At 36.4% G+C, this 14,097-nt stretch carries 13 protein-coding genes; 8 read left to right on the top strand and 5 right to left on the bottom strand.

Going from position 1 to position 14,097, the window contains the following annotated elements; translation table 11 throughout:
• The first annotated feature begins 3 nt into the window (after positions 1-3).
• The 3 genes from H0184_RS03635 to proC are packed head-to-tail and all read left to right on the top strand — an operon-like array spanning position 4 to position 5,484.
• The gene (locus H0184_RS03635; protein WP_221821063.1) at positions 4-1,416 is read left to right on the top strand and encodes a glycosyltransferase family 2 protein; all 1,413 of its coding nucleotides are present in this window, start codon (positions 4-6) and stop codon (positions 1,414-1,416) included.
• Positions 1,413-4,664: a hypothetical protein gene (locus tag H0184_RS03630; protein ID WP_221821061.1), complete on the top strand. Its 3,252-nt coding sequence runs from the start codon at positions 1,413-1,415 to the stop codon at positions 4,662-4,664. The genes H0184_RS03635 and H0184_RS03630 overlap by 4 nt, the downstream gene beginning before the upstream one ends.
• A gap of 16 nt (positions 4,665-4,680) precedes the next feature.
• Positions 4,681-5,484, top strand: coding sequence for a pyrroline-5-carboxylate reductase (gene proC, locus H0184_RS03625; RefSeq protein ID WP_221821059.1), 804 nt, complete (start codon positions 4,681-4,683; stop codon positions 5,482-5,484).
• Between the two features lie 41 nt (positions 5,485-5,525).
• Here the strand turns inward: proC and H0184_RS03620 are convergent, their stop codons facing one another.
• The 3 genes from H0184_RS03620 to H0184_RS03610 form a co-directional block, all read right to left on the bottom strand.
• Positions 5,526-6,086, bottom strand: a complete 561-nt coding sequence (locus tag H0184_RS03620; protein WP_221821297.1) for a YitT family protein — start codon at positions 6,084-6,086, stop codon at positions 5,526-5,528.
• A gap of 132 nt (positions 6,087-6,218) precedes the next feature.
• Entirely contained in the window at positions 6,219-7,211 is a 993-nt protein-coding gene (locus H0184_RS03615; protein ID WP_221821058.1) for an inorganic phosphate transporter, read from the bottom strand.
• Positions 7,212-7,222: 11 nt separating this feature from the next.
• Positions 7,223-7,837, bottom strand: a complete 615-nt coding sequence (locus H0184_RS03610; protein WP_221821056.1) for a DUF47 domain-containing protein — start codon at positions 7,835-7,837, stop codon at positions 7,223-7,225.
• Positions 7,838-8,174: 337 nt separating this feature from the next.
• Between H0184_RS03610 and H0184_RS03605 the strand changes: the two genes are divergently transcribed.
• Positions 8,175-8,429: a GlsB/YeaQ/YmgE family stress response membrane protein gene (locus H0184_RS03605; RefSeq protein ID WP_221821054.1), complete on the top strand. Its 255-nt coding sequence runs from the start codon at positions 8,175-8,177 to the stop codon at positions 8,427-8,429.
• A gap of 44 nt (positions 8,430-8,473) precedes the next feature.
• Here the strand turns inward: H0184_RS03605 and H0184_RS03600 are convergent, their stop codons facing one another.
• Positions 8,474-9,394: an RluA family pseudouridine synthase gene (locus H0184_RS03600; protein WP_221821052.1), complete on the bottom strand. Its 921-nt coding sequence runs from the start codon at positions 9,392-9,394 to the stop codon at positions 8,474-8,476.
• A 136-nt stretch (positions 9,395-9,530) separates the two neighbouring features.
• On the opposite strand from H0184_RS03600, the gene H0184_RS03595 reads away from it, so the two are divergent.
• The 3 genes from H0184_RS03595 to H0184_RS03585 all read left to right on the top strand — a co-directional run bounded on the left by H0184_RS03595 (position 9,531) and on the right by H0184_RS03585 (position 12,580).
• Positions 9,531-9,917 (top strand): YhcU family protein, encoded by a 387-nt coding sequence (locus H0184_RS03595; RefSeq protein WP_221821048.1) that lies wholly within the window; start codon positions 9,531-9,533, stop codon positions 9,915-9,917.
• Between the two features lie 149 nt (positions 9,918-10,066).
• The gene (locus tag H0184_RS03590) at positions 10,067-11,809 is read left to right on the top strand and encodes a phospho-sugar mutase (protein WP_221821044.1); all 1,743 of its coding nucleotides are present in this window, start codon (positions 10,067-10,069) and stop codon (positions 11,807-11,809) included.
• 48 nt (positions 11,810-11,857) lie between these two features.
• Complete coding sequence (locus tag H0184_RS03585) at positions 11,858-12,580, top strand: SDR family oxidoreductase (RefSeq protein WP_221821042.1); 723 nt, start codon at positions 11,858-11,860, stop codon at positions 12,578-12,580.
• A gap of 111 nt (positions 12,581-12,691) precedes the next feature.
• On the opposite strand, the gene H0184_RS03580 is transcribed toward H0184_RS03585, so the two are convergent.
• Positions 12,692-12,946 carry a YhdB family protein gene (locus H0184_RS03580; protein WP_221821040.1) on the bottom strand — a complete coding sequence of 85 codons (255 nt, stop codon included), beginning with the start codon at positions 12,944-12,946 and terminating at the stop codon, positions 12,692-12,694.
• Between the two features lie 150 nt (positions 12,947-13,096).
• On the opposite strand from H0184_RS03580, the gene H0184_RS03575 reads away from it, so the two are divergent.
• On the top strand, positions 13,097-14,083 hold the full coding sequence (locus H0184_RS03575; RefSeq protein WP_221821036.1) for a M14 family zinc carboxypeptidase: 987 nt from the start codon (positions 13,097-13,099) through the stop codon (positions 14,081-14,083).
• Positions 14,084-14,097 lie beyond the last annotated feature (14 nt).

The following is a 14,097-nucleotide window of genomic DNA, read 5'->3' as shown; positions in this document are numbered from 1 at the left end:
AAAATGTTTAATGTTCAATGGGTGGATATTGTTTCCTTTTTTGGTTGGTTTATTGCTGTATATATGGTAATTGTTATTGTTTTCTATTCTGTAATATTAATTATTTCAACCATTCAACTACGGAAGGAATACCAATTAGATAGAATACAGGCTTACGAAGATTATATGGAAGAGTTTAATACAAGACCTGTCTCAATTATTGTTCCTGCCTTTAATGAGGAGGCAGGAATTATTCAGAGTGTGCGTTCCCTTTTGAGTGTCAATTATCCAACCTATGAAATCATTGTTGTCAATGACGGCTCCACCGATCAAACCTTGAAAAAATTAATCGAGCATTACGATATGAAGGAAATAAGCAGAGTTGTCCGTAAACAAGTACATACAAAGCCGATTAAGACTATTTACCAATCTTCAATCCTTTCTAACCTGTTTTTAGTGGATAAAGAAAATGGCGGAAAAGCGGATGCATTGAATGTGGGTCTTAATTTTTCACATTATCCTTACTTTTGCTCACTAGATGGTGATTCTGTATTAGAGCCGGATGCATTTTTAAAGGTAATGAAACCTATTATTGATTCCAATGAAGAGGTGATAGCTTCAGGCGGCAGTGTACGAATTGCGAATGGCTGTGAAATAAAGAATGGACATATCTTGAAAATTGGTCTTTCAGATAATCCTATTGTCGTGATGCAGATTATTGAATACCTGCGTGCATTTTTAATGGGAAGAATTGGTTTAAGCCGACATAATCTGCTTTTAATTATTTCCGGTGCATTTGGAGTTTTTTCAAAGCATTGGAGTATTGAGGCCGGAGGATATAAGACTGATACAGTTGGAGAGGACATGGAGTTAGTAGTTAGAATTCATCGTTTATTGAAAGAAAGAGGGGTAAATAAAAAGATTGTTTATGTTCCTGATCCGGTATGCTGGACGGAAGTGCCTGAGGATACGACAATTTTGAGGAGACAAAGGCGGCGCTGGCATAGAGGACTATTTGAAAGCTTATGGACACATCGTGGACTAACATTTAACCCAAAATACGGATCCATAGGAATGATTTCATTTCCCTACTTTTGGATTGTTGAGTTTTTGGGACCTATCATTGAGTTTTTAGGTTATATATTTATGATTCTTTGTCTTTTTTTAGGCGGGGTTTATATTGAATTTGCCATTTTATTATTTCTTCTATCCTGTCTTTATGGTTCGCTTTTTTCAATGACAGCTGTTTTATTAGAAGAATGGAGTTTAACCAAATACCCCAAAGTATCAGATATTCTAAAGCTCTTTTTATACTCATTAACGGAAACGATTTGGTATCGGCCGATGACCGTCTTTTGGAGATGTGAGGGGGTATGGCAGATGTTAAAAGGGGATAAAAGCTGGGGAGAAATGAAAAGAAAAGGTGTTTCAAAATGAAAAAACAAACCTCATTAATTGTTTATACCTTACTATTTATTATTATCTTATTAAGCCCTTTTTGGCTTTGGAAATTCCAGCCCTCTAAAGAATTAAAGGTACTAATCTTTGATAAAACAGTACCAGATCAAACCTATAGGGAGCACAAAGGACTTGTTTGGATTTTAAATAATGCAAAATATATCAAGGAAAATAAAAAGAGCTACGAAATAAATGAAGATTATAAAGGTTTTGTACCAAAAGATGGACAACAATATTCGATTACATCACTGCCTAAGGATTTGAAAGATTATGATTTATATTATTTAACTGATCAGTATGGTGTGTACGAAGAAGATTTTATAGGAAAAAACGAAACAGGTGAGAGATCTTCCATCATGTTTGGAGGCTTAGAATCATCAGATGTAGACGCAATAGAGCAAGCGTTACTAAGTAGTAAAGGGAAGACCTTAATTGCGGAATTTAATACATTTGCCAGTCCGACTCCTGAACCAGTCCGGGAAAAAATAACGAACCTGCTAAATCTTGAATGGACAGGCTGGATTGGCAGGTATTTTCCTGACCTTGACAATAATGAAGTTCCTATTTGGGTGAGAGAGCAGTACGAAGTAAGCAATAAAAAGTGGGAATTCAAAGGAAAAGGGTTTGTTTTTGTAAATAAAGAAAATGAAATTATTGTAGTAGATCAGGATAATGTTAAGAATAATGGTGCTCTTTTTACTTTAACAGATAAAGGCCAGAATCATTTTAAACGAGAACTTAACGGGAAGTATCAGTATTGGTTCGATATCAATATTGCTAGAAGCGATGAGGAAATTCTAGCAGCATATGATCTGCCTATTACGGATAGTAAGAAGGAAGAGTTAGAGGCGCTGGGGATACCAACCCATTTTCCAGCGATTATTCATCACCAGAATGCTAAATATAATACTTATTATTTTGCTGGTGATTATGCAGATGAAGCAGAAGTGCCGGCTATCTACCAAACTAAAGGGTTGGAATGGTGGAAGAAACATTTCGGCACCCAAGATTCCTTCTATTGGGATGTATATGTTCCAATGATGAAAGTTTTATTGGCTAGTGGTCTAAATCAAACTATTAAACAAGAACAAGTAGAAATTGTCCAGAAAAATGAGATCGAAACCAATAGCACTACAGGTGATACATATATTCAAATTCAAAAGAATGGTAAGTGGAGTGACTTCCTGATTAAGGGAGTAAATATGGGTATTGCCAAGCCAGGATATTTTCCAGGTGAAACAGCCATAAGTAAAGAGGAATACTCACGTTGGTTTAAGGAAATTGGTGAAATGAATGCAAATGCCATTAGGATATACACGCTCCATCCGCCTCAGTTTTACGAAGCATTTTATGAGTACAATCAGATTGCAGAAAAGCCTTTATTTCTTTTTCATGGTTCTTGGGTGAATGAAGAAAAACTCCTGCGAAATCAAGATGCCTTTGCGGCGGAAAATGTTGAAGATGCAAAGACAGAAATAAAGAACCTGATTGATATCATTCATGGGGATGCGGAGCTGCCTGAACAACCTGGGCACGCTTCAGGTGTATACAAATATGATATTTCCAAATATGTTCTTGGAATTATTGTTGGGACGGAGTGGGACCCGTACATGGTCTCCAACACGAATCTAAAACATAATGGTATTGCTGAATATGATGGGAAATATTTTAAAACCGATGGTGCAAGTCCATTTGAAGTTTGGCTGGCTAAATTACTGGACTTTGCTGCTGAATATGAAACAACACAATACAATTGGCAGCACACCATGAGTTTTACAAATTGGGTAACGACTGATCTATTAGAACACCCCTCAGAACCACTAGAAAACGAGGATTTAGTATCAATTGATCCCAATCATATTATGGCTGCAGAAGGTTTTTATGCAGGTTTATTTGCTTCCTATCATATCTATCCCTACTATCCAGATTTTTTGAATTATGAGAGAAGCTATTTAGAATATATCGATCATGAAGGCGAAAAGAATAATTATGCTGGGTATTTACATGAATTGATTGCTGCACATAACATGCCAGTACTAGTGGCTGAATTTGGCGTTCCATCCTCTAGGGGCTTAACCCACAAAAATGCCATCGGAATGAACCAAGGATTTCATTCTGAAGAAGAGCAAGGCTTAATAGACAAAGTGTTATTTAAGTCTATCGTTTCGGAAGGATATGCAGGCGGCTTAATTTTCACGTGGCAGGATGAGTGGTTTAAACGGACGTGGAATACAATGGATTTTGATAATCCAGATCGAAGACCTTTTTGGAATAACCAGCAAACAAACGAACAGCACTTCGGATTGCTATCCTTTGAACCAGGAACAAAAGAATCTGCCATTCTGGTAGATGGAAAAAGAATGGATTGGAAAGAAAACAACAGCAAGCTAATCTATCGATCGAAGGAAAAACCTGAGACACTTAATGAGGTTAGAATCTCCTCTGATAATGGCTATTTATATTTTTTGCTATCCTTTACGCAGCCAGTTGACTTTGCTCACGAAGCTGTGTATGTTCTTCTCGATACAATTGAAGATCAAGGCCAAAATAATATCACATTATCAAAGGAAGCTATCCTAAAAACAGACCTTGGAGTAGACTTTTTGATTAATCTTTTAGGTCCAAAGAATTCTACTATTATGGTTGACAGTTATTATGATACTTACTATTACCAATACGCTCACTTATTGAATATGGTTAAAAAGGAGCCTTACGCTAACCAAAAAAATAATGGGGTGTTCCATCCAATTCGTCTTGCTCTAAATAAAGAATTGAGGATTCCAACAACTAATACTATCGTGCCTTTTGAGGGTTATGAAACAGGGGTCCTAAGGTTTGGAAATGCTGACCCAGCTGATAAGGAGTTTGACTCGTTAACAGATGTCAGTATAAGTAGTGATAAGCGGGTAATTGAAATGAGGATACCATGGCAATTAGTCAATGTTAAAGACCCAAGCTTAAAAGAAGTAATGGGTGATGTATGGAAGTCTGGATTAAACAAAAGTGAAAGCATTGAAGGGATCCGGGCAGCGGTGACGACAACAAAACATGGGAAGATTAAGGAAAGCATTCCTAAGGCAGTTAATAATACCATCAACAAGAAAGATGTATACTTATATTCATGGGATGAGTGGGAACACCCATCCTACTATGAACGTTTGAAAGAGTCATATCAAATCATAAAAGAGGCGTTTGGAACCATTAATAATGCAAATGATTTGAAATAAGAGTGGATGTGATTAAGTGAATAAAAAGATTGGATTCATTGGGGCAGGAAAAATGGCCCAAGCAATGATTGAGGGCATTTTAAAGAATAATCAAATAAGTAGAGAAAATATAATGGTTAGTGCTGCGACAGATAAGACAATTGATAAAATCAAAACTAATTATCAATTAGCTGCCACCAAAGACAATCAGGAAGTTGCCAGGTTTTCAAATATCCTTTTTCTAGCCGTAAAACCAGACTTACATTCAAAACTGATAGCAGAGATAAAAAATGATATTAAGCATGAAGTCATTATCATAACGATTGCAGCTGGTATTACATTAGATGATATTGAACGCAATTTTGGTTACAAAATTAAGAGTGTTCGAACGATGCCAAATACTCCCTCATTAGTGGGGGAAGGCATGAGTGCGATTTGTCCGAATGATAGTATGACTGAGGATGAAATCAAGGAAATCGAAAATCTTTTTCATACTTTCGGGAAAACTGAAAGAATGGATGAGAAACTAATGGATGCTATCCCTGCGATAAGTGGATCTTCCCCAGCATATGTTTATATGTTTATTGAAGCATTGGCAGATGGAGGGGTAATTCAGGGAATACCAAGGGATAAAGCCTATCGTCTTGCAGCACAGGCAGTTCTTGGAGCAGCAAAGATGGTGCTCGAAACCGGAATTCACCCCGGACAGTTAAAGGATAATGTTTGTACTCCCGGCGGGGCAACAATTGAAGCAGTAGCAGCACTTGAGAAAATGCAATTTCGAGGGTCTATACTTTCTGCTATGGAAAGCTGTACCGAAAAGGTTAAATCATTAAAATGAATATGTAAATGATGAAGGAACCTGCTTTGAGGCAGGTTCTTTCAATATATTTCGGGCTTTCTAATGACAGTTATTGAAGTCATTAATCCAACAAAAATAATAGTTAATAGAGAGTAGAAGAATTTTTCTAAACCCACTACTTGAATCCCGCTGGTAATGACAATTCCATCAATTAGGAAAATGATGATTCCAATATTAACAGAAGTAAATTTAGTAAGAATCTGGGCTAATAAATCAGTTCCACCCGTACTCGTTTCATAGCGGAGCATTAAACCGATCCCCACTCCTACCAGAATACCCCCAATAATGGTACTGGGAAAAATACCAACCTGTATCTTTCCATTGATAAACGAAAGAAGGTCAATGCAAAAAGATGAGATGATTAGTCCATGAAGACTATAGTAAAAATAACGTCTTTCAAAGAACCATGCCAAGATATAGAGTGGAAGACTTAAGACTATCATACTAAGTCCAGTGGGCCACCCGTAAAAATAGTGAATGATTAACCCTAAGCCAATCACGCCGCCATCAAGCAAATGATAGGGCACCAAAAAACCATTAACCCCAAGGCTTAACAATAGACTGCCGATAAGCATAGCCATAATTTTTTGTCTCAATAATAATCACCCCAAACTTGTCCCTACATAAAAAATATGAAAGGGATTAACATTTAGAAGTGGTGAAAATAAAAAAGAGGATGAAAAAATCATCCTCTTTGATCAATTTAATTAAATTTAAAAGAAAAGATTTAAAATGAAATAAGAAATAGCTGCAATACCTGCTGAAATAGGAAGTGTAATTACCCAAGTAATTAACATTCTTTGAGCCGTGTCCCATTTTACACCCTTTAGGCGGTGTGAAGCACCAACCCCTAAAATACCGGAAGAAATAACATGTGTAGTACTAACAGGTACATGTAAGAAAGTGGCCCCAAAAATAACAGCTGCACCTGTCAAATCTGCTGCTACCCCGTTAATTGGTCTAATTTTCATAATCTTACCGCCAACGGTTTTAATAATTTTCCATCCACCGACAGAGGTACCTAATCCCATTGCCAGCGCACAGGAGAATTGTACCCAAAATGGAACTTCAGCATTAGCTCCAAGATAACCATTAGCAATTAAGGCCATTGTGATAATCCCCATTGCCTTTTGTGCATCATTCGTTCCATGTGAGTAAGACTGGAGAGCTGCAGTGGCGATTTGCATATAACGAAAATTTCGATTAGTCTTCGCTAAATTTGCATTCTTAAACACCACTTTAAAAATACTGTACACAATATAACCGACAGCGAACGCTAATACTGGTGAAAGAAGCAATGCCTGAATGATTTTCAAGAAACCATTATAGTTAAGGGCACCAAAACCAGCTGATGCAATCGCTGCCCCGGCAATTGATCCAATAATTGCGTGAGAAGAACTACTAGGGATTCCAAAGTACCACGTTAATAAGTTCCAAAAAATAGCTGATATGAGTGCAGCTAGAATAACTACCGATCCATTTTCAAGCGTAAAAGGGTCAACAATATCTTTGGATATGGATTTAGCTACACCTGTAAACGTCATTGCTCCTACAAAATTCATAATTGCAGCTAACAGAATGGCGTGACGCGGTTTTAATGCCTTTGTTGAGACAGAAGTCGCAATCGAGTTAGCCGTATCATGGAACCCATTAATAAAGTCAAATGCTAGGGCACCGATGACAACTAAAATAATTAATATTTCCATTTGTTTGCTCCTTATGCATTTTTCATGATAATGGCTTCAAGTGTATTCGCAACGGATTGGCAGCTATCAGCAATATCCTCAAGATTTTCATATATTTCCTTAAACTGAATAATCCGGATTGGGTCTTTCTCTACTGTAAATAAATGCTTAATTGACTGACGAAGGATATTATCGCATTTAGATTCATAATCTTTTATCTTTATTGCGTGTTCTCTCATATGAGGAAGTTTTTTATTTGATAATAGTACAATTGCTTCATCAATTTCATGAACACTGGATTTTATTGCACCAACAAACTGAAGCATAAAATCATCTGCCTGTGTGATTGAGTACATCTCAAACAATGCCGCGGTAGCTTCTAGTCCGTCAAGTACATCATCCATGCTGTTCGCTAGGTGAAGAATATCTTCACGTTCAATAGGAGTAATAAACGCGTCGTTTAATTGTTTAATTACTTCATGAACAAAGGAATCACCCTTCGTTTCAATCTCTTTCATCTTCTCTGAGAAAATTTTCAAATCACTTATATTTTTTAATTTATAATCAGCAAAGTAATTTGCCCCTTCCTTTAAGTTAGAAGAAATATTACTTAATAGAGCAGAAAATTTATCAACCTTTTTTGCCATTTTCAAAATCCCCCTAAATAGTATGTAAAAAGTTTTTACACTGACGGACAACATTGTATCTGATATAGAAAAAAAAATCATAAAAAATTTACGTAATTTACAAAAACTTAACAAAAGAATTTTCTGACTTTTCCGTGTGATTCCAATTCTAAAATATTTACTATTACTTTCCCCGGGTATTATTTTAATTATGTATCAAAAAAGACTTGTTTTATGTATGTAAAAATAGTAATTGGGTACTTTAATGGTACAAGACAGTGTTTTAATTATTATTACTGCTTGTTAACTTTAGTTGTGATCATTTGTAAAAATGAATACAAAAAAGGAGTGTTCGCAAATGAGTTTCTTATGGGCATTAATTGTTGGTGGAGTAATTGGCTGGTTAGCCGGCCTTATTGTTGGCAGGGATGTTCCAGGTGGTATTATCGGTAATATAATTGCTGGGTTTGTTGGTGCATGGCTTGGTACTTTACTATTAGGAGATTGGGGACCAAATGTTGCCGATTTTGCAATTATTCCTGCCATAATCGGTTCCGTTGCTTTAGTCTTCCTATTATCACTAATAATGAGAGCATTTAGAAAAGCAGACTAAAAGCAAAAATGAGGCCTCCCACAAAAAGTGGGCGGCCCTTTTTGTTATAAGCTATGTATGTCTATCCCTTTAAATAGAGGGGGCTGATCCAAAAATGGAGCATAACAAATCACTTTTTCCTCAGTAATAGGGTGTATAAATTCTAACTTTGCTGCGTGTAAAGCCTGTCTATTAAATAGCGGCTTTCCTCCATAAAGAGTATCGCCAATTAAGGGGTGCCCTATATGACTTAAATGTACACGTATTTGATGAGTTCTTCCTGTTTCAAGCCAACATTTAACATATGAAGTATTGGTATGTTCTTTAATAACTTGATAATGCGTTAGGGCATCCTGACCAGACGGAGAAACTCTTCTTCTTGTAGAATGGTGGCGGTCACGACCAATGGGCTCGTGTATGCTCCCTTTTTTCTTTCTTATATGGCCTTGGACAATGGCAAGATACGTTCTTTTTAATTCATGTTTTTCGAGCATTCTGTCCAATATTGAACCTGCCAATGCATGTTTAGCAAAAAGGATAGCACCAGTTGTATCCTTATCTAAACGATGTACATGTCTGATATCGAATTCTTTTTCACCCTTGGAATGCAAGTAAAACTGAGCTGCATTTAAAAGTGTATTTTTATCAGTGTCATCATTAGGGTGGGTGCTCATAAAAGCAGGTTTATTAAAAACAATAACATGTTCATCTTCAAACAGAACTTGTATATCATAGAAGAAAGAAGGTATAAAATTTGGTTCCTCTTCTTCAAAAATTTTAATCAGAACCCTATCTCCCAATTTAAGAGGAGATCCCCAGGCAGCTTTACTTCCATTTACAAATACTTTGTTTTCCATTCGGAATAAATGAGTAAGCTTCTTTGAGACTTCCCATTCTTTTCGAAAGATATCCTCAATAGATTTTCCTTCCCATTTTTCGGGTGTAATAATTTCCATCCAATTGCCTTTTTGCACTGTTTTTAACATCTTAACTCCTTATATATCAAGATTTCACTATAGATTTGTCGTGGTTATAATTACCACCGAAAATTCACTCTCATTTATGATATCCTTATGTATATATATTACGATAGATTATTGTTATCGCAAAGGTGGGTTACAAGTGAAAATTGTTTTTGCCTCAACACCGGGTCAGGAAGAAGAAATTTGTGGACTTGTGAGGTATATCTATTCAACTGTTTTTCCACTCTATTTTACGGATAAGGAAATTAGGGAGTTTGAGCAATTAAAAGTATTGCATACTCCAGATGACTTTAATACATTAAAGGACGCTTTTCAAGTAATGGCAAGTATGCAAACAATCATTTCCATACTTGAGACAACAACACTTGATGATCAATATGAAGCGTTATTTAATAAAAATGTTATGAACCTCCAAGATTTTGGTCTTTTCTTTCCGTTTGAGTATGAACAATTCGTTGATGCAAAAAATATGAAAAACAGTGTATTTAGTATCTATATCAAAGCCGCAAATGAACTACTTGTATAATTTCAAGGAAAAAATGTCTGCAATTGCAGACATTTTTTTTATTATAATCCTTGAACTTACTGAGATAAAATATACAATAAAAAGAAGGTGTAAGTTTATTGGGAAATTCGAACAATAATGTAGATGGAAGCATAAGGAGGAAGAAATTGATGGATTGGAAAGAAAATGCAAAAAGGTGGATACAGTTCTCAAACTTGAATGAAGAGTTAAAGCAGCAGCTTGAGGAAATTAACAATGATGAAAAACAATTAGAAGAGTTATTTTATAAAAATCTTGAGTTTGGTACTGGCGGAATGCGAGGAGAAATTGGTGCAGGGACTAATCGTATGAATCTCTATACGGTCCGTAAAGCTTCTGCTGGATTAGCAGCATACATAGACGAACAAGGTAATGAAGCAAAACAACGTGGAGTAGTGATCGCCTACGATTCACGACATAAATCTCCAGAGTTTTGTATGGAAGCAGCAAGAACGCTCGCAACAAAAGGAATAAAAACATATGTATTTGATGAGTTAAGACCAACACCTGAATTATCTTTTGCTTTAAGATATCTAAACGCATTTTCCGGTATTGTTATAACAGCAAGCCACAATCCACCTGAATATAATGGATATAAAGTATATGGTTCTGACGGCGGGCAGTTACCACCTGACGCAGCTGACGTGGTTATTGCGAAGGTTAACGAAATTGAAAATGAATTGTTGATAGAAGTAGATACCGAGGAAAACCTAAGGTCACTTGGATTAATTAATACAATTGGTGCTGAGATTGACCAAGCCTATATTGAAAAATTAAAGACGATCTCTGAAAATCCAACAATTTCGAACGAAACAGATGTGAAAATAGTATTTACACCTTTACATGGTACAGCTAATAAGCCTGTCCGCCAAGCATTGCAAGCACTGGGATATACAAACGTAACGGTTGTAAAAGAGCAGGAACTTCCAGATCCTGAATTTTCAACAGTTAAAAGTCCAAATCCAGAGGAACATGCCGCATTTGAATTAGCCATTCGAGATGGTAAAAAGGTGGGCGCAGATCTATTAATTGCCACTGACCCTGATGCAGACCGCTTAGGAATTGCTGTTCTTAATCCTGAGGGTGAATATGTTGTTCTAACGGGGAACCAAACGGGAGCTTTGTTATTAGATTACATTCTTACACAAGAGCAGAGCAAAGGGACTCTTCCTTCAAATGGAGTTGTGCTTAAGACGATTGTAACATCAGAAATTGGCAGGAAAATTGCAGAGGCTTATCAGTTAAAAACCTTTGATGTGCTTACAGGATTTAAGTTTATTGCCGAAAAGATAAAGGAATATGAAGAAAGTGGCGAATACACTTTCCTTTTTGGTTATGAAGAAAGTTATGGCTATCTCATCGGAGACTTTGCCCGTGATAAGGATGCTGTGCAGGCAGCCATTTTAGCTGTAGAAGTATGTGCATTTTATAAAAAACAAGGTATGTCACTTTATGAAGGATTAATGCAAGTATTTGAAAAGTATGGATATTATCAGGAAGGTCTTAGATCTTTAACCTTAAAGGGTAAAGAAGGTGCAGAACAGATTCAGCAGATTTTAGCCTCTTTCCGTTCTGAACCAATTGAAAAGCTTGGTGATTTAACGATATCATCGTCCGAAGATTACCTGACTGGTATTCGACAGACATCTGCTGGTGACGAAAAAATCGATTTACCAAAATCAAACGTATTAAAATATACTTTCACAGATGGCTCATGGGTATGCTTGAGACCATCCGGAACTGAACCAAAAGTAAAATTCTATTTTGGTGTAAATAGTAAAAGCTTAGAGGAAAGCAGAAGTAAATTAAGTGAAATTGAAAAGAATTTTATGGGACTTGTGGACGATAAGGTTAAAATGGTAACTGGAAACTAATTTTTCATGACTCACCTAAGTATTTCAACACGAAAGGAAAAAAAAATCATGTTAAAGGATCAAGTATCAATCGTTACCGGAGCATCTAGAGGAATTGGGAAAGAAATTGCCATTAAGCTGGCCGAGCAGGGAATGAAATTGGCGATAATCGGCAGCTCAGCACAAATTTCAGAAACAGCCGATGAGCTTAAGCGTAAAGGTTTTCCTCATGTACTTCCAATTCAGGCTGATGTTACAAAGGAAGAAGATCTGCAGCAAGTGATTAAGAAAACCATTGAAGAATATGGACAAGTGGACATGCTTGTTAATAATGCTGGTGTCGGATTCTTTAAATTAACAGAAGAAGTAACTCTCGAAGAGTGGAGAAAAGTGTTTGAAGTGAATGTACAGGGTGTGTTTTTGGCTACCAAGGCGGTGCTTCCACATATGAAGGAGAGAAAAACAGGTACTATTATTACCATTTCTTCAGATGTTGCCAGGTATACAATTCCGAATGGTTCAGCTTACACAGCTTCAAAATATGCTGTTCAAGGCTTTTCAGGGTCTGTAGCACAAGAGGTACGTGAATATGGCATCCGGGTGGGCACCATTAATCCAGGGATGGTTGATACTTATTTTGCCGACTCTACACAAGGTTTACCAGAAAAACATGATTGGCTTAAGGTGGAAGATATTGCAAATGCTGTGGTGTACATGGCTTCTGCTCCAAAGTATATGCTTATTGATGAAATCGTCATTCATCCCCTTGTTCAACAATATCCAATCGCTTAACATATAGAAAGTTTAAAAAACGGCTCCGTTGAGGAAGCCGTTTTTTTTGGTGGAATTCTTTGGTCCGGTTGTAAAATATTTTCTCAACAAAAATTGTATCCACTTGATTTTTCAGGAAAGACTATACATCGGTAACTCATTATTATCATGTTCAACTGTTTCGTTAGCATGGTCGATATAACGAAGCAGAGAATATAAACTTTTTTCAATTACTGAGTAGTCACGTTCAAAGTTATAAGCATGCAGGAAATGCTCAATCCGCTTTGATAAAATTTGGTCTTTTGTTCGTACCATGAGTATCAGTAAATTATCCCATTCAGATCGATGTGTATAATATAGGGCTCGATCATAATCCATTTTATTCATTTGTTTTGTCTCCTCCTTACTAGGAGTTGAGTTTATTTTATGACTTTTTGCCGATAACTTTCGCAGAAAATGTTGGACAAGTTGTTATAACGCTGTTTTCAACTTTTACCTGTATAACAAATAAGGAATTTGATTAGAAAGGGAGGTTTTATGAAGAAACTTATTTGTATTTTATTGTTCTTATCCATACTTATTGATGATATTGCAGCGGCAAGAATTGTATATACAAATCAAACTTATTCGTATGAGAATATGGAAAAAGATATAGTAAAAATTCAAAAACAATATAGTAGTGCAAAGGTAAAGAAAATTGGAAAGACTCATTTCGGCAGAACGATTTATGCAATCAAGCTTGGAAGCGGAAAGCGTAATATCGTTTTAATTGGAGCTCATCATGGACGTGAATGGATGACGAGTATGCTTTTGATGAAGAAACTCGAAGAGTACGCTAAAGCTTATCAGAATCAAGCCGATTATGGCCGCTTTTCAACGGCTATATTAGACGATGTTTCTATTTGGTTTATTCCTATGCTTAATCCAGATGGTGTTGCCATACAACAAAATGCTCTGCATCAGTTCCCGAATAACCACCAAAAACAGCTGTTTTTAATGAATGAAGAAATGAAAAGTTTTGAACGCTGGAAAGCAAATGGAATGGGGGTGGATTTAAATAGACAATATCCTGCAGGCTGGAAAGAGCTTAAGAAGCAGCCCAATTCACCGCACTACCAATTTTATAAGGGTAAGAAGCCATTGGAAGCAAAAGAAGTTCAGGTATTAACAAAATTTATACGTAAAATCAATCCGGAAATCGCTGTAGCATACCATTCGGCGGGCAGGGAGGTTTTTTGGAATTATCATAATGGTAAACATCATTATAGAGATAAACGTATTGCAAAAAAAATATCAAAATTGACAGGATATAAGCTCGGAAAACCACCTAAACATGCTACCGGGGGAGGGTTCACCGATTGGTTTATCACCAAATATCATCGCCCTGCTATGACAATTGAAATTAGCCCACTGGTTGGAGAAACGTCTCCTCCTATGTCAATTTTTGAGACAGAATGGGAAAGAAATAAGTATGTAGGACTAATCCTGGCAAAAGAGGCAAAGAACTTAAAAAAGGGAAAATAAGAGGTTAGACTTGC

Origin of the sequence: Neobacillus niacini, from assembly GCF_019749295.1 — a bacterium.
Classification (GTDB): Bacteria; Bacillota; Bacilli; order Bacillales; family Cytobacillaceae; genus Neobacillus; species Neobacillus niacini_D.
Note: the sequence above shows the minus strand (reverse complement) of the source record. Positions and strands in the feature narration are given on the sequence as shown.